17 protein-coding genes are annotated in these 15,356 nt (G+C 71.6%); 5 read left to right on the top strand and 12 right to left on the bottom strand.

The annotated features are described in order from the left end of the window. Positions 1 to 32 precede the first annotated feature (32 nt). From ACWEVP_RS39055 to ACWEVP_RS39040, 4 genes are all read right to left on the bottom strand, one after another. Positions 33 to 830: a TIGR02569 family protein gene (locus ACWEVP_RS39055; protein WP_452067602.1), complete on the bottom strand. Its 798-nt coding sequence runs from the start codon at positions 828 to 830 to the stop codon at positions 33 to 35. A 143-nt stretch (positions 831 to 973) separates the two neighbouring features. Continuing rightward, positions 974 to 2,149: an adenylyltransferase/sulfurtransferase MoeZ gene (moeZ, locus tag ACWEVP_RS39050; RefSeq protein ID WP_364463537.1), complete on the bottom strand. Its 1,176-nt coding sequence runs from the start codon at positions 2,147 to 2,149 to the stop codon at positions 974 to 976. Between the two features lie 93 nt (positions 2,150 to 2,242). Further along, the gene (locus tag ACWEVP_RS39045) at positions 2,243 to 3,394 is read right to left on the bottom strand and encodes a DUF3152 domain-containing protein (protein ID WP_452067601.1); all 1,152 of its coding nucleotides are present in this window, start codon (positions 3,392 to 3,394) and stop codon (positions 2,243 to 2,245) included. A gap of 80 nt (positions 3,395 to 3,474) precedes the next feature. Further along, positions 3,475 to 4,488 carry an alpha/beta hydrolase gene (locus ACWEVP_RS39040; RefSeq protein WP_452067600.1) on the bottom strand — a complete coding sequence of 338 codons (1,014 nt, stop codon included), beginning with the start codon at positions 4,486 to 4,488 and terminating at the stop codon, positions 3,475 to 3,477. Positions 4,489 to 4,565: 77 nt separating this feature from the next. Here ACWEVP_RS39040 and ACWEVP_RS39035 point away from each other — a divergent pair, with 77 nt between their 5' ends. Beyond that, positions 4,566 to 5,192: a TetR/AcrR family transcriptional regulator gene (locus tag ACWEVP_RS39035; protein ID WP_285999752.1), complete on the top strand. Its 627-nt coding sequence runs from the start codon at positions 4,566 to 4,568 to the stop codon at positions 5,190 to 5,192. A gap of 69 nt (positions 5,193 to 5,261) precedes the next feature. On the opposite strand, the gene ACWEVP_RS39030 is transcribed toward ACWEVP_RS39035, so the two are convergent. Both ACWEVP_RS39030 and ACWEVP_RS39025 read right to left on the bottom strand, forming a co-directional pair. After that, the gene (locus ACWEVP_RS39030) at positions 5,262 to 6,170 is read right to left on the bottom strand and encodes an alpha/beta fold hydrolase (protein ID WP_452067599.1); all 909 of its coding nucleotides are present in this window, start codon (positions 6,168 to 6,170) and stop codon (positions 5,262 to 5,264) included. Next, complete coding sequence (locus tag ACWEVP_RS39025; RefSeq protein WP_451987081.1) at positions 6,167 to 7,075, bottom strand: AurF N-oxygenase family protein; 909 nt, start codon at positions 7,073 to 7,075, stop codon at positions 6,167 to 6,169. The genes ACWEVP_RS39030 and ACWEVP_RS39025 overlap by 4 nt, the downstream gene beginning before the upstream one ends. A gap of 55 nt (positions 7,076 to 7,130) precedes the next feature. Between ACWEVP_RS39025 and ACWEVP_RS39020 the strand changes: the two genes are divergently transcribed. Both ACWEVP_RS39020 and ACWEVP_RS39015 read left to right on the top strand, forming a co-directional pair. Beyond that, positions 7,131 to 7,907 carry a TetR/AcrR family transcriptional regulator gene (locus ACWEVP_RS39020; RefSeq protein WP_452067598.1) on the top strand — a complete coding sequence of 259 codons (777 nt, stop codon included), beginning with the start codon at positions 7,131 to 7,133 and terminating at the stop codon, positions 7,905 to 7,907. Beyond that, positions 7,904 to 8,221, top strand: a complete 318-nt coding sequence (locus ACWEVP_RS39015; RefSeq protein ID WP_452067597.1) for a DUF4873 domain-containing protein — start codon at positions 7,904 to 7,906, stop codon at positions 8,219 to 8,221. Before ACWEVP_RS39020 ends, ACWEVP_RS39015 begins: the two co-directional genes overlap by 4 nt. On the opposite strand, the gene ACWEVP_RS39010 is transcribed toward ACWEVP_RS39015, so the two are convergent. The 3 genes from ACWEVP_RS39010 to ACWEVP_RS39000 all read right to left on the bottom strand — a co-directional run bounded on the left by ACWEVP_RS39010 (position 8,218) and on the right by ACWEVP_RS39000 (position 9,790). Then, on the bottom strand, positions 8,218 to 8,667 hold the full coding sequence (locus ACWEVP_RS39010; protein WP_452067596.1) for a pyridoxamine 5'-phosphate oxidase family protein: 450 nt from the start codon (positions 8,665 to 8,667) through the stop codon (positions 8,218 to 8,220). The two genes, ACWEVP_RS39015 and ACWEVP_RS39010, sit on opposite strands and share 4 nt — an antisense overlap. 119 nt (positions 8,668 to 8,786) lie before the next feature. Continuing rightward, positions 8,787 to 9,017 carry a DUF3107 domain-containing protein gene (locus ACWEVP_RS39005; protein ID WP_013223016.1) on the bottom strand — a complete coding sequence of 77 codons (231 nt, stop codon included), beginning with the start codon at positions 9,015 to 9,017 and terminating at the stop codon, positions 8,787 to 8,789. Between the two features lie 119 nt (positions 9,018 to 9,136). Then, the gene (locus ACWEVP_RS39000; protein ID WP_364463521.1) at positions 9,137 to 9,790 is read right to left on the bottom strand and encodes a ferritin-like fold-containing protein; all 654 of its coding nucleotides are present in this window, start codon (positions 9,788 to 9,790) and stop codon (positions 9,137 to 9,139) included. Positions 9,791 to 10,206: 416 nt separating this feature from the next. Here ACWEVP_RS39000 and ACWEVP_RS38995 point away from each other — a divergent pair, with 416 nt between their 5' ends. Then, the gene (locus ACWEVP_RS38995; RefSeq protein WP_452067706.1) at positions 10,207 to 11,805 is read left to right on the top strand and encodes a DEAD/DEAH box helicase; all 1,599 of its coding nucleotides are present in this window, start codon (positions 10,207 to 10,209) and stop codon (positions 11,803 to 11,805) included. Between the two features lie 25 nt (positions 11,806 to 11,830). Further along, positions 11,831 to 13,174, top strand: coding sequence for an Rv3212 family protein (locus tag ACWEVP_RS38990; RefSeq protein ID WP_452067595.1), 1,344 nt, complete (start codon positions 11,831 to 11,833; stop codon positions 13,172 to 13,174). Between the two features lie 17 nt (positions 13,175 to 13,191). Here ACWEVP_RS38990 and ACWEVP_RS38985 read toward each other — a convergent pair whose 3' ends face one another. The 3 genes from ACWEVP_RS38985 to ACWEVP_RS38975 are packed head-to-tail and all read right to left on the bottom strand — an operon-like array spanning position 13,192 to position 15,309. Continuing rightward, positions 13,192 to 13,851, bottom strand: a complete 660-nt coding sequence (locus ACWEVP_RS38985) for a DUF7919 family protein (RefSeq protein ID WP_452067594.1) — start codon at positions 13,849 to 13,851, stop codon at positions 13,192 to 13,194. Between the two features lie 49 nt (positions 13,852 to 13,900). After that, on the bottom strand, positions 13,901 to 14,440 hold the full coding sequence (locus tag ACWEVP_RS38980) for a hypothetical protein (RefSeq protein ID WP_452067593.1): 540 nt from the start codon (positions 14,438 to 14,440) through the stop codon (positions 13,901 to 13,903). Between the two features lie 17 nt (positions 14,441 to 14,457). Further along, entirely contained in the window at positions 14,458 to 15,309 is an 852-nt protein-coding gene (locus ACWEVP_RS38975) for a RecB family exonuclease (RefSeq protein WP_452067705.1), read from the bottom strand. Between the last annotated feature and the right edge of the window lie 47 nt (positions 15,310 to 15,356).

The raw sequence follows: 15,356 nt of genomic DNA, 5'->3' as shown, positions 1-15,356 counted from the left end.
CGTGCCCTCGGCGGTGAGGTGCGTGACCGGGGTTACAGAACGCCGGAGACCTCGCGGGCCGCCGCGCGCAGCCCGTCCAGCGAGGCCTGCGTCGAACGAGGATTCAGCGCGTTCGACGCCAGCCGGAACAACACCGCCCGCAACAGCAGCTGCGGCCACTCCGGCAGGTGCGCCCACCGCTCCAGCAGCTCCCGCGACGCTCCGCCCCACGCCAGCGCGTCCACCGCCACGATCGCCGCGCCGTACTCGCCCGGGCGGTAGTACGGGACGAAGTCCACCAGCCCCGGGGCGGCGTCGCCGTCGAACAGCAAGCCCGCCAGCAGCTCGCCGTGGGCCACCTGCGGCGGCAGGCGGATCGGGCGGCGGGCGCCGGCCAGGACCTCGAACCAGCGGCCGCCCTTCGTCTCCTCCAGCGGGACTTCGAGTTCCTCCCACGCCACGCGGTCGGCGATCGCGTCGACGTCGCGGCGCGTGGCCAGGAACTCCGGCCGGGGCAGGCCGATCGTGGCGCGGTGCAGCTTCACCGCGGCCAGCACCGACGCGTCGCCGCGGTGCTCGGGCGTTCCGGGCACGAAGCGGGACGCCGTCCAGCCGCCGACGATCCAGCGGCCGTCGCTGGAGCGGACCGGCTTCGCCACCCGCAGGCCCGGCTCGGTCACGTAGTCGAGCGCGCGGGCCGTCCACAGCGTCCTGGCCTTGTCCGTGACCGGCTTGAACACGAGGTCGCCGCTGCGCCACGCCGTCGAGTCCGGCAGCGGTTCACCGGCGTCGACGAGGCCGCCGAAGGCCGAGCAGACGTGCGCCGGAGGGCGTTCGAGGGTTGACCGCACGAGCGGTGACGTTACCCGGCCGGGTGTTCCACGAACGAGAAGACGCGCTGGTCACAGAGTGTTTTAGCGCCTCAGTACGACTCGGGCGAAACGCCGTGAAGGCCGCCTCCGAAGCCGGAGGCGGCCTTCACGGGGAACCACTGTCAGTAGGTCGGCAGGCTCGGGTCGATCTGCTTGGCCCAGGCCAGCACGCCACCGCCGAGGTGCGTCGCGTCCTTGAAGCCGGCCGCGTGCAGCGCCGCGAGGGCCTCCGCCGAGCGGGCGCCCGACTTGCAGTGCAGGACGATCGGCTTGTCCTGAGGCAGCTCCGCCAGCGCCTCGCCCGAGAGGATCCGGTCCTTCGGGATCAGCGTCGCGCCCTTGATGTTGACGATCTCGTACTCGTGCGGCTCGCGGACGTCGATCAGGGCGAAGTTCTCGCCGCTGTCGAACTTGGCCTTGAGCTCGGCCGGGGTGATGGTGCTGCCCGACGCGGCCTGCGCGGCCTCGTCGGAAACCACGCCGCAGAACGCCTCGTAGTCGATCAGCTCGGTGATCTTGGGGGTCTCCGGGTCCTTGCGGATCTTGACCTCGCGGTACTTCATCTCCAGCGCGTCGTAGCTGATCAGGCGGCCGAGCAGCGGTTCGCCGATGCCGGTGATGAGCTTGATCGCCTCGGTCACCATGATCGAGCCGATGGACGCGCACAGCACGCCCAGCACGCCACCCTCGGCGCAGGAGGGGACCATGCCCGGGGGCGGCGGCTCCGGGTAGAGGTCGCGGTAGTTGAGGCCCTTGCCGTTCGGCGCGTCCTCCCAGAAGACGCTGACCTGGCCTTCGAACCGGAAGATCGAGCCCCAGACGTACGGCTTGCCGAGGATCACCGCGGCGTCGTTGACCAGGTAGCGCGTCGCGAAGTTGTCGGTGCCGTCGACGATCAGGTCGTACTGCTCGAAGATCTCGAGCGCGTTCGACGAGTCCAGCCGGTCGGTGTGCAGGTGCACCTTGACGAACGGGTTGACGTCGGCGATCGACTCCTGCGCGGACGCGGCCTTGAGCTTGCCGACGTCGGACTGGCCGTGGATGACCTGGCGCTGCAGGTTCGACTCGTCCACGACGTCGAAGTCGACGATGCCGAGCGTGCCGACCCCGGCCGCGGCCAGGTACAGCAGCGCGGGGCTGCCGAGGCCGCCGGCGCCGATCACCAGGACCTTCGCGTTCTTCAGCCGCTTCTGCCCGGTCACCCCGACGTCGGGGATGATCAGGTGCCGGCTGTACCGGGCCACCTCTTCCTTGGTGAGCTCGGCAGCCGGCTCGACGAGCGGCGGCAGTGCTGACATGGGTCCTCCATCTCGCGCGCGTATCGCGTCCATCCCACTATGCACAACGCGCGCAGGCAAATATGCCTTCCCGTGTCCGGATGGTGGGAAGGACTACGGCTTCGGCGTGGGATTCGGCCAGGCGTTGGGCAGGCAGGTGCGGCCGTCCTTGGCCACCTTCCCCTTGTCGCCGCCGGGGATGTCGTTGAGCATCGACACGTAGTTGTCGTCCACGCCGAAGGACTGCTGCATCATCACCGGCGCGGGCTGGCCGTTGCCGCCGCAGCCGACGTGCTGGTTGCCCAGCGCGTGGCCGACCTCGTGGTTGATGGCGTACTGCCGGTAGCCGGTCATGTCGGCGTTGAACGCCTTCGCGCCGCGCACCCAGCGGCCCAGGTTGATCAGCACCCGGCCCAGGCTCTTGCGGTAGCAGGACGCCTCGAACTTGATCTGGAAACCGCAGGCGTCGGCCCGGTGGGTGGTCTCCGGCGTGGTGAGGCTCACCCTGAACGACGGGTTCGGGAAGTTGGCGTCGACGCGCTGCAGCGCGATCTTGCCGTCCCAGGTCCACCCCTTCTTGGGGTCGGACAGCGTGCCCTGGACGGCGGCCGCGAAGGCGTCGTCGCCGGCGTAGCTCGCCGGGTCGATGCCGTCCTCGACCTCGACCGTGTAGGTGTAGAGCTTCCCGGTGCCGACCTTCGGGCCGCTGCCCGGCACGACGTGCCACTTCCCGGCGCCGGCCTGGGTGAACGGGGTGCCCTCGGGCAGGTCGGCGGTCGGCACCTTGAGGTCGACCGGGGTGGCCGGGTTCTCCGGGATGGCCTGCTCGCCGTTGCCGTCGATGGCGCCGCCCGCCGCGTCGCCGCCCGCCGACTCGACGCCGGGCGCGGTGACGCCCTGCTCGGCGATCGGCTCGGCCGGGCTGTTCGCGGTGTTGACCACGACGAGCACGGTCAGCACGACGAGGATCGGCAGAGCGTAGACGCGCCAGCCGTAGGTCTTGGTGAGCTTCGCGATGCCCGACTTCTCGGGCGCCGTCTTTTCCCGCGCGGTCTCGACGTGCGGCTTCCACGACGCGCTCAGCGGCTCGGCGGTGGTGCGCCGCCCGCCGGGGCGGTAGCGGTCCTCGCCGACGCGCTGGGCGGGCTGCTTGGCCGGGCGGTACTGCCCGGTCCGCGGGGCGTCTTCGGGCTCGGCGCGCCGGGCCGACGCGCGGTGGGGAGCCCGCCGATCGTCGCCTCGCGCGTCCTGCTTCACCCGATCCACCGCACCAGGGTGCCACAGCGCCACCGAACCGTTATCGGCGACTGGCGGACCACCCGGGGATTCATTGTCACCCGATCGGACTACCAGGTGCCGGCTTCGACGTGCTCCCACATGCCGAGGACGGCCTTCGCTACGACGATCGGGCGTTCCATCTGCGCCACATGCCCGGTCCGCGGCAGCACCAGCAGGCGGGCCTTCGGGATCACCCGGGCCGTCCGCATGGCGCGTCTCACGGAAATGACGCGGTCGTCGCGTCCCCAGACCACCAGCGTCGGGGCCTGGACGCGCGGCGCCGCCGACCACAGCGACGCCTTCCCGAGCGTCGACCACGCGCGGAAGATCGCGAACGTGCTGCGCGCCATGGCCGGCGTGGCCCAGGCGAACCCGGCGCGGGCGCCGTGCTCGTCGGCCAGCTCGTCCAGCCGTTCGGCCGGGAACCGCGACGGGTCGGCGAAGCACAGCTTGATCACCTGCGCGGCGCGCTCGCGCGGGCCGAGTGCGGCCAGCTGCGCGCGCACCCGGGCGCCGACCAGCGGCAGGTACGCCAGCGCCATCCGCGGGTCCGACAGCCGCCGGGGGTCGAGGCGGCGGTCCGGCATCGCGGGCGAGATGAGCGTCAGCGTCTTGACCAGTTCCGGGCGCCGCTCGGCGATCAGCAGCGCGATGGCGCCGCCCATCGAGTTGCCGAGCAGGTGCACCGGCGCGCCGACGTCCTCGATGTGCCGCGCGACGACTTCCGCGTGCGCCTGGAGGCTGAAGTCGAAGCCGGCTTCGGGCTCGGAGTAGCCGAACCCCGGCAGGTCGGGCGCGGTGCCGCCGGCGACCGGCGCGAGCAGCGCGGCCAGGTCGGTCCAGTTCGTGGACGAGCCGCCGAGGCCGTGCACGTAGACCGCGGGCACGCCGCCCGGGCCCGGCGTGCGGCGGACGTGGAGACGGGCGGTGCCGACCTCTTCGAAGGCCGCGGGCCACGGCGGTTTCAACGGCTCGAGGGACGGTAATTCCCTGGTCGACAGGGGCACGTGCGTCAGCGGCACCCGCGTGGTGGCGGTGGTGTTCACGGATTCAGGATGCCCGACCCGTGGCAAGGCATACATACCGGCGAGTAATCTTCAGGTCGACTTCACGCGGTGGCGACCCCGCCCGTCGAAGGGGCGATGACGGGAGGAAGAGCATGACGGAGATGACGCGGCTGCAGCAACGTGGGGTGCGCCTGCCCCGGACGGAACGGCGGGCGCAGCTCCTCGCCGCGGCGCAGCGGGTCTTCGCCGAGAACGGCTACCACGCCGCCGCGATGGACGAGATCGCCGAAGTGGCCGGTGTCAGCAAGCCGGTGCTCTACCAGCACTTCCCCGGCAAGCTCGACCTGTACATCGCGTTGCTGGAGAGCCACGTCGACGAGCTGGTGAAGCGCGTGCAGACGGCCCTGGACTCGACGACGGAGAACCGCCAGCGCGTCCCGGCGACGGTCGGCGCGTTCTTCGACTTCGTCAGCAACGACGCGGGCGCGTTCCGGATGGTGTTCGAGTCCGACCTGCGCGGCGAGCCGGCGGTCCAGGAAGCGGTCGACCGGGCGACGTCGGCGAGCGTGGACGCGATCACCGAGACGATCACGGCGGACGCGGGCCTCGACGAGGACAAGGCGCGGCTGCTGGCGGTCGGGCTGGTCGGGATGAGCCAGGTCAGCGCCCGGTTCTGGCTGCAGCACCACCAGTCGATGAGCCGCGAGGAAGCGGTGGCCCTGACGGCCAACCTGGCGTGGCGCGGCATCGGCGGCGGCTTCCCGCTCAAGGACGCCTGACCCCCAAGGCCGCACTTTCACGTGAAAGTGCGGCCCCCTGGTGGGCACTTTCACGTGAAAGTGCGGGGGTCAGCGGGTGGCGGTGCGGACCAGGGCCGAGATCCGGCGGGCCACCTCGAAGGGACGCTCCTGCGGGAGCATGTGCCCGGCTCCCGGGAACCGCACGAACTCCGCGTGCGGCAGCTCGTCCGCGATCACCTTCGCGTGCGCCAGCGGGCACAGCCGGTCCTTCTCCCCCGCCAGCACCACCGACGGCACGTCGCACAGCGCGCCCAGCCCGCCGACCCCGCGGTGGGACGCGATCGCGTCGAGGAACATCCCCGCGCTCGCCGGGTGGGCCGCCAGCAGCTGCTCGACGACGCTGTCCACCTGCTCACGCCCGGGCCGAACCCCGAACACCAGCCGGCGCGCGCCCGAGCGGACCATCCCCGGCCGCAGCCGCAACGTCTCGCTCCGCAGCCCCGCCAGCAGGCGGGCCACCCGCGGCTCGAAGCGCGTCACGCCCCGGCCGACCAGGCCCGGGAACCCGAGCGTCAGCTGGTCCATGTCGCCCGACGACGTCGCCACGAACGCCGCCCCGGCCAGCCGCTCCCGGACGAGCGCGGGATGCCGTTCGGCGAGCACCATCAGCGTCATGCCGCCCATCGAGTGCCCGGCGAGCACCAGCGGCCCTTCCGGCACACGCGAAGCGATCAGCTCGGCGAGGTCGTCGGCCAGACGGGCGATGGTGGCCCCGCCGGGCCGCGCGTGCGCCGAGCCGCCGTGGCCGCGCAGGTCGTAGCGCAGCACGCGGACGCCGGGGTCGAGGTGCGGCACGACGAAGTCCCACGTGCGGTGGTCCTGCGTCCAGCCGTGCACCAGCACCAGCGTCACCGCCGAGTCGGCCGGCCCGGACTGCGCGACGTGCAGCGCGGCGCCGTCGCTCGTGACGAACCGGTGCTCGATCGACGGGTCGCGCAGCCGCGACGCGGTGGTCACCGGCCCGCCGGGAGCAGGAACGACTTGCGCCAGAAGTACTTCCCCGGCAGCCCGACCAGGCCGGACTCCTCCAGGAACGGCATGATCTTCTCCCCGGCCCACGCGATCGTCCCCTGCCAGTGCGGGTTGTTCAGCGCCGCCTCGACGCCGTCACGCGGCCGGATGCCGACCGCCTTGTAGACGTTCGGGTTGATGAACGCCCGCGTCACGAAGTACGAGATCAGCGCGATGATGAACTGCTGGTAGGCGATCTCGGCCTTCGACAGCTTCGCCATCCCGCGCGTGACTTCCTCGCGGGCGAAGGTGACGTGCCGGGCCTCTTCGAGGACGTGGATCCGGTTGACCATCCGGACCAGCGGCTGGACGCCCTCGTCGTTCATCTGCTCGCGCTGCAGGCGGTCCAGGACCTCCTCGGCGACCAGGATCGCGCCGTAGCGGGCCGGGCCGTAGGAGATCGACGGCATCAGCTTCGCGAGCTTCCGCAGCCACGGCACCGGGCCGTAGGCGGGGCAGCCGATCCGCGACGCCATCCGCGCGAACATCGTCGAGTGCCGGCACTCGTCGGCGATCTCGGTGAGCGCGAACTGGGCGTGCGCGGACGTCGGGTCCTCTTCGTAGACCTCCTTGAGCAGCATCTGCATCAGCAGGATCTCGAACCACAGCCCGGTCGTCGCGACGCTCGCGACCTCGTGCTTGCCCAGCTCGATGCGCTGCTCGGGGGTCAGCTTGTCCCACAGTTCGGTGCCGTACAGCGAGGAGCGCTCGTCCAGGATGAAGCGTTTGCCCTCGACCAGCGGCGCCGTCCAGTCGATGTCGACGTCGGGGTCGTAGAACTTGTTCGCCGACGACTTGAGCAGGCGGTCCGCGGTCTTCTCGCGATCCGGTTCCTTCAGCGTCCGCGTCATTGCCGACACCCCTTCCGCAATGTGTAACTTGAGGTAACAGTTACCTCTGCGTAGCATGAGCCCGGTGATCGAACGTGTCAAGCGCTCCGGCAAGCAGTCCAGGTCCGCCTCCCGCGACGAGGAGGCGACCGGCGACGCACGCCGCGACCGCTGGCGCAAGCACCGGATCGCGCGGCGCAAGGAGTTCGTCGAGGCAGCGCTGCGGGCGCTCGACACGCACGGCCCCGACCTCGGCATGGAGGACGTCGCCGCGGAGGCCGGCGTCACGAAACCGGTGCTGTACCGGCACTTCGACGACAAGGCCGACCTCTACGTGGCGCTGGGCCAGCGCGGCACGGAGATCCTGTTCGAGCGGCTGATCCCGGCGATCAACGCCGAGCTGGCGCCGGTCCCCCGGATCCGGATGGCGCTCGACGCGTTCTTCACGGTGATCGAGGAGCACCCGAACCTGTACCGGCTGCTGGCGCACGGGCGGCCGGAGAAGCCGGTCTCGTCGGACGTCGTGGCCGAGGACAAGGAACTGATCGCGACGGCGCTGACGGCGCTGCTCGGCGACTACATGCGGATGTTCAACATGGACTCCGGCGCGGCCGAGCCGTGGGCGCACGGCATCGTCGGCATGGTCCAGAACACCGGCGAGTGGTGGCTGGACCGCCGTTCGATGGGCCGAGACGCGGTGGTCGAGTACCTGACGCAGATCATCTGGGCGGCGATCGACGGGCTGACCCGCCAGAACGGCGTGGTCATCGACCCGAACCTGCCCCTGGAAGCCAACAAGGTGGTCCAGCTGGGCCGCGCTTCGGACCCGGATTCGCTGGAGGAGACGTCATGAGCGAGCACGAGGAAGACGGCTACAGCGGGCCGGCCACGCTGGAGGTCGACGGCGTTTCGGTGCCGGTGACGGTCGAGCTGCGCGGCTACTTCCAGCCGATCGACGGCTATTACCGCTGGTACGGCCGGGTGGCGGTGAACGAGGAGCTGACCCGCCTGGCGGGCGGCAAGAAGAAGGCCGTCTCCATCCAGGCGGGCGAGCACACGGCGTCGGGCGAGCTGTCGGACCCGGACCCGTGGGGCCGCTACCGGATCATGGGCACGAGCACGCCACCGTTCCACGTGCCCACGACCCTGGAAGAGCTGAACGCCTAGGGCAGGCGGGGTCCCGGCAGCTCCACGCCGGGCAGCAGGCCGTTCGCGATGTCCGTCGCGCGCCACTTGCGCACGGACAGCCGGACCGCCGTCACCGGCGCGGCCAGGAACGGCGCGGCCTCCGGGACCTTCGCGACGAGCAGCTCGCGCACCCGCGCGTCCTCCTCGGCGCCGACGACCTCGGCGAGCGCCTGGGCCTGCAGGAACGGCTGCATCGGCGAGCCCGTCGAGACCACCACCGACACCACGGGGTTCTCACGGATGGCGGCCAGCGTCCGGCCGCGGTCCTCGAGGACGAGGTTGAGCGTGAACTCGCCGGTTTCGGCGAAGTACACCCCGCCGACCCACGGGCCGGTGCTGCCCGAAGTGGCGAGGAACAACGACTTGTGCGCGGAGAGGGTGCTCCGCACGAGGTCCGCGACGGCGGCCGGTTCGAGAGTGGTCACCGGCCGAAGCTAGGTGGCGGGAAAGCGACACTCCAAGCAAGACGCCACAATCCGGTGAATCCGGGCATGCGAAAGCCACCCCGGGAACGTCCCGAGGTGGCTTTCGCGGGCTGGGTGGGTCAGTCGCCGACGCCGAAGCCGACCTTGCGGACGTCGGACGGGGCGATCTCGACGTACGCGATCCGGTCGGACGGGACGATGTACTTGCGCCCCTTCTCGTCGTTGATGCGGAAGAGCCCGTCACCGGCCGTCAGGGCCTCGGCGACCAGCTTCTCCACCTCTTCGGGAGACTGGCCACTGGACACCACCAGCTCGCGCGGCGTGTCCTTGATGCCGATCTTGACCTCCACGTGGGACCTCCGCTGGAAATTCGTAAGGGATGTGCCGGCCAAGGCTAACCGAACCGGCTCGTTCCGGTGGCGCATGTCCGCGCCCGACCGCGTCGTCACTTCCGGGTACTCCATCGAGATCAGCCCAGGCCGAGCGCCTGCATGCGCTTCGTGTGCCCCTGTTGCAACCGCCGGAACAGCGCCGCAATTCCGGAGAGGTCACCCGAACCGCCGATGATCAGCTCCGCCAGCCCGTCGCGCTCGGCGACGACGTACTGGGCCTGCGTGAGCGCCTCGCCGAGCAGGCGGCGCCCCCACAGGGCGAGCTTGTCACGGGTCTTGGGGTCGGCTTCGATGCCGGCGGCGACTTCGCGTTCGGCGAACGCGGAGTGGCCGGTGTCCGCGAGCACGGTGAGCACCAGGTCCTTGGTCTCCGGGTCGAGCCAGCTGGCGATCTCGCGGTAGAGGTCGGCGGCGAGCCCGTCGCCGACGTACGCCTTGACCAGCGACTCGAGCCACGACTTCGGCGGCGTCGACGCGTGCCACGCGTCGACCTTGGCCACGAACGGCGTCATCGCGTCTTCGATCTTGACGCCGTGGGCGGCCAGGTGGTCGGCCAGCAGGCCGTAGTGACCGATCTCCGCGGCCGCCATCCTCGCCAGCGCGGCCCGCCCGGCCAGGGTCGGGGCGCTGCGCGCGTCTTCGGCCATCCGGTCGAACGCGGACAGTTCGAGGTAGGCGATCACACCCAGAAGGTCGACTACGCCCTCTGAGATCTCTTTCGGCTCGGTCACCCGGGCAGGGTATCGCCGAAGCACCCGGGCGTGCCGCGACGAGACCGATCCCACTGGTTCCGGCGCGCCGGGTACTGTCGAAAAACTGCTGACCAGGTACACTGCGTTTGACATCGAAGCTTCCGTACGCCATACCGGCGTCGGGAAACAGGCAGGTCACGCGGCTTGCCGACGTACTGCAATGTGCGTGCACGCCTCTTCCGGCATTCCCGGGACGGACCGGTTCCGCGCTCCAGATCAGCGCCAGGGACCAGGGTTTACTCCCGGTCGAGTGTCGAGCGGACCCACGGCTGTGCGCGCTGGTCACGAGAGAGGCGATCACCCTGACCGCAGAAATTCCCACAACCGAACAGACCCCCGCCGTCGCGCTGGAACACAGCGAGACCGGCCCGGCCGCGCTCGACACCTCGCACCCGCTGCAGGCGGGCGTCGAGGTCGAGCCCGAGGCCCCGACCTTCGCGTCCTTCGGCGTCAAGCCGGAGATCGTCAAGGCCCTCGGCGAGGCCGGCATCGAGCGGACCTTCGCGATCCAGGCGCTCACGCTGCCGCTCGCGATGGCCGGCGACGACCTCATCGGCCAGGCCCGCACCGGCATGGGCAAGACCCTCGGCTTCGGCGTCCCGCTGCTGCACCGCGTGCAGGTCCCCGGCGACGGCACCCCGCAGGTGCTGGTCGTGGTCCCGACCCGCGAGCTGTGCATCCAGGTCGCCAACGACCTCAAGGGCGCCGGCAAGCACCTCGGCATCCGCACCCTGGCCATCTACGGCGGCCGCCCCTACGAGCCGCAGATCGAGGCGCTGCGCAAGGGCGTCGACGTCGTGATCGGCACCCCGGGCCGCCTGCTCGACCTGGCCGAGCAGCAGCACCTGGTGCTGGGCAAGGTCCGCGGGCTCGTGCTGGACGAGGCCGACGAGATGCTCGACCTGGGCTTCCTGCCCGACATCGAGCGCATCCTGCGGATGGTGCCGGACGAGCGGCAGACGATGCTGTTCTCGGCCACCATGCCCGGTCCGATCATCACGCTGGCCCGCACGTTCCTGCGCCAGCCGACGCACATCCGCGCCGAGGAGAACGACGCCGGCGCGGTGCACGAGCGCACCACGCAGTTCGTCTACCGGGCGCACTCGATGGACAAGCCCGAGGTCGTCGCCCGGATCCTGCAGGCGGCCGACCGCGGCCTCACGATGATCTTCAGCCGCACCAAGCGCACCGCGCAGAAGGTGGCCGACGACCTGGTCGAGCGCGGCTTCGCGGCCGCCGCCGTGCACGGCGACCTGGGCCAGGGCGCCCGCGAGCAGGCGCTGCGCGCGTTCCGCTCGGGCAAGGTCGACGTGCTGGTCGCGACCGACGTCGCCGCCCGCGGCATCGACATCGACGACGTCACGCACGTCATCAACTACCAGTGCCCGGAGGACGAGAAGACCTACGTCCACCGGATCGGCCGCACCGGCCGCGCCGGGCGCACCGGCGTCGCCGTCACCCTGGTCGACTGGGACGAAGAGCCGCGCTGGAAGCTGATCTCCGACACCCTCGGCCTGGACAAGCCCGAGCCGGTGGAGACGTACTCGTCGTCGAAGCACCTGTTCGAGGACCTGGGCATCCCGGAGGGCACCACCGGGCGGCTGCCGCTTTCGAAGCGGACCCGCGCGGGCCTGGCCGCCGAGGAGGAAGAGGACCTGGGCGGCAAGAAGCGCGGCCGTGGCCGCGGCCGTTCCGGCGAAGCCGCGTCGGAGGACGCGCCGCGCAAGCGCACCCGGGCCCCGCGCAAGCGGACCCGCGGTGGCTCGCGGGCGGCCGAGGCGATCGAGGCCGCGGACAACGCCGCGGCCGCTTCGGACGAGGCTCCCGCCTCGGAGGGCCGCACCCGGACGCGTCGCCGCACCCGCGGCACCGCGCCGGAGGCGACCGGCCCGGCCACCGAGAAGGAAGCCGGCGAGAACGCCGAGCGGCCCGCTCGGCGGCGCCGCCGTCGCCGTCCCGCCGCGACGTCTGATACACCTGCGTCGGCAGACTGAGGCCTACGCACCGGGGGTCGGGTAAGTGAGCGAAGACGAGAAGGCGCCCGGAAGCGCGCCTGAAGAAGTCACGCCCGCGGAAGAACCGACCCCCGAGTACGGCTCCGAGGACGTCCTGGAGGACGTCGCTCCCACCCCGCCCGCCCCGCGCGTCAAGGCCCGGCGATCGCCGTGGAACCGCGGGCGGGACCGGGTGGCCGCCGCGCTGATCGCGGTCGCCGTGGTCGCCGTCGCGCTGGTCATCGGCGTGACGAGCGACAGCGCGGCCACCGACCGGACCGAGGCGGCGGCGCCCCCGCCGTTGCCGGCGGCGCCGGACAAGGTGCCCGGCTCGCTGACCGAGATCTGGAGCGCCCGCAGCGGCGCGACGCCGGTCCCGGTGGTGGCGGGCGACACGGTGGCGACGGCCGACGGCGGCGAGGTCGACGCCCGCGACCCGCTGACCGGCCAGGTCCGCTGGCACTACAAGCGTGACCTGCCGCTGTGCACGGTGAACGAGACGTGGGGGCGGCTGAACACCGTCTTCTCGAAGTCTTCGGGGTGCAGCGAGGTCACCCAGCTGGACCCGGGCACGGGCCGGATCACGGCGCAGCGCAACGGCAACGCGGAGCTGGGCACGCGGCTGGTCAGCGACGGCTCGCACGTGACGGCGACGGGCAAGAAGCTCCTGACGACGTGGCGCGACGACCTGGTGCAGAGCGCCGAGTACGGCCAGGTCCCGGCGCTGGTCAACGCGGGAAAGCAGCCCCGGACCGGGTGCACGTACGGCACGGTGGCGGCGGCGTCGGGCAAGGTCGGCGTGATCGAGCGCTGCCCGGGCGACCCGGCCGACCGGTTGACGGTCTACAAGGCGGCGCCGGAGAAGGACGACGAGCCGCAGGTGGCGTTCAGCAGTGTGCTGGCGGGCAAGCGCGCGTGGGTGATCGCGATGTCGGGCGAGCTGACGGCGGTGGTCCTGCCGGACCAGAAGCTCCTGGTGACCTACAACGGCGACGGTTCCCAGCGCGCGGCGTACCCGCTGGACGTGCCGGCTTCGGACCTGGCGCAGGACCCGCCGGCGGGGGCCGAGGCGACGACCCAGACGACGCAGAACGTGTACTGGTTCAGCGGGTCGAAGGTGGTCGCGTTGTCGCGTGACGACCTGTCGCCGCGGTGGACGCTGAGCAGCGCGTCGGGGCCGGGGATCGTGTTCGCGCAGCAGCTGGTGGTCCCGATCAAGGGCGGGCTGGCGGTGCTGAACGAGAACGACGGGTCGACGATCCGGACGGTCGGGGTGGACCGCCGCGGGTACGCGGGAGTGGTCCGGCTGGGTGCGGCGGGCCCGGTGCTGCTGGAGGAACGCGGCGACACCCTCACGGCCCTGAAGTAGTCAGCGCGGGTCCTCGGTCATCCCGTTCGAGCGATCCGTACGACGATCTTCCGTCCGCGGTCGAGGTGTTCGGCGACCACGACTTCGACCGGATCTCGGGGCTCGAGCGGGCCGACCGGTATCGCGTCCGGGATCAGTGCGGTCACCTCGGGGAACCGGGCGAGGACGACCTCGGTGTGCGTGACGTACCGCGCGAGGACTGCTCCGTGCACCGCTGTTCCGACCGGAAGGCACTGCTTGGCGTGCTCCCAGTACCGATCCCGCGACCGCGCCTCGGCGAGCACCGAGCGCACGAAGTCATCGGGGGGCCGGTAACCGTGCCGGTCGACGTAGTGAACCACCAGATCGGGCGCGGCGTAGCGGACCCCGTACGGACCTGGCACGCGAAGTTCAGCGCTGCCCAACGTCACCTGGCCGCGCTCCGCGAATTCGAACGGAACGGTCTCCGGCTCGAAGTCGCCGGGCCCGGTCCTGGGCCCGCACAGCTCGCACAGGTGGTAACCCCGGGCGCGGTTGACCGGGTGGAACGCGGCCAACGTGACCAGAGCCGACACCAAGGCCGGCGCCGCTTCGCCGACGGTGAAGGACGAGTCCCGGCCCAACCAGCCGACGTTGAGCACAATGCCTTCGTCCCCGGGGAAGTACTCGTAGGGCGTCAGGTCCTCGTAGGTGCTCATCGTCGTTCAGGCTTCAGCGCTCGTACTCGGCTGCGGCCCGGCCCGGTGATCAGGTGAGCCAGAAGAGGGTCAGGGCCGAGACGGCGAAGAGGACGACGGCCAGCCCCGCCCCGGCGGCGGGTGCACCGTTGCGGCGATCGGCGACGCGCTGGGCGACCAAGGCGAGCGCGGCGGCGACGGGGTGGCCGATCAGGAGGGCGGGACCCGGCCCGGGGGCACCGGTGCCGAGGTCGATCCCGGCGACGGCGAGAACCCCGACGGCTAGGACGACGAGGCCGGCGGCGAGGGAACCGGTGAAGCCGCGCCACCAGCGGCCACGCGCCTTGACGGGCGGGGCGGGCTCTTCGGCATCGGCATCGTCGGAATCGGCGGGTTCGATCCGCTCGGGATCGACGCGTTCTTGGGGAACGGTCTGCGCCTCGGCGGGCTCGGTCGCGAGCGGCTCGGTCCGCTGTTCCCCGGCGGCGGCTTCGGCAGCAGGTGCTGCCCGCCCCGGCGCTTGGGCTTCGGCGGCCAGCGGCTCGGTCCGCTGCTCCCCGGCCGCGCCTCGGCCGTCGGCCCGCAACTCGTCGGTGTCCGGTGAAGCCAACCTCTTCCTCTCCCCTGTCAAGGCGCGAGCAGGTCCCACGGCTGCGCCTGCGGGGCGGCTTCCTGCCCCGCCGCGCAGCTCGGCCTGAAGTCGCACCAGGCGCAACGGCGGTCCGGGCGGGCCGGGAACAGCACGTCCGCGTCGCCGCCCGCGTCCAGGGTATCCGTGGCCAGCCTCAGGTCCGCGGCGGTCTCGCCCGCGCGTTGCAAGTGCCGCTGCAGGCTCTCCGGGGTGTGCTCGGCCGCCGCGATCGTGCCCGTCGGGAGGTGGTGCAGCTCCACCGTCGTGCACGGCATCCGCAGCGTCCGGGCCGACGCCACCGCGTACAACGCCAGCGCCTGCGAGGCCCGCGCCTCGTACTCGTCCGGTGGGCGACGTCCCGTCTTGTAGTCGACGATCACCAAAGACCCGTCCCGCGCGTCGATGCGGTCCGCGCGGCCCTCGATGATCATCGACGGCCGCTCCCCCGGCGCCGGGCTCACCGGCGCCGACACCCACCGCTCGAGCCCGACCGGGTCGTGCGTGACGTCGTTGTCCTCGACGTACTCCGCCACCCACCCCTTCGCGCGCGCCCGGTAGCGGGCTGCCTGCTCGTCGCTCTCGAAGCCCGCGTCCTTCCAGAACTCCGCCACGAGCGCCACCGCCCGTTGCGGCACCCGCTTGAGCACCGGCAGGTCGAACAGCGCCCGCAACGCGTTGTGCACCACCGCGCCGAGCGTGCTGTGCGCCCACGGCCCGGTGCGCTGCGGAGTGGGCCGTTCGAGGTACGCGAGCCGGTACCGGCGCGGGCAGTCGTCGAAGGTGGCCAGCCGCGCCGGCGACACCTTCGTGAGCCGCACCGGTTGCGCGACCCCGAAGTCGAACCCCATCTGCTCCTTCACGGGTGCCACGCTACGCACCACCACCGACACTTTCC

The organism is Amycolatopsis sp. NPDC003865 (assembly GCF_053605345.1).
The sequence above is the reverse complement of the archived record's forward strand: the minus strand, read 5'-3'. Positions and strand labels throughout refer to the sequence as shown.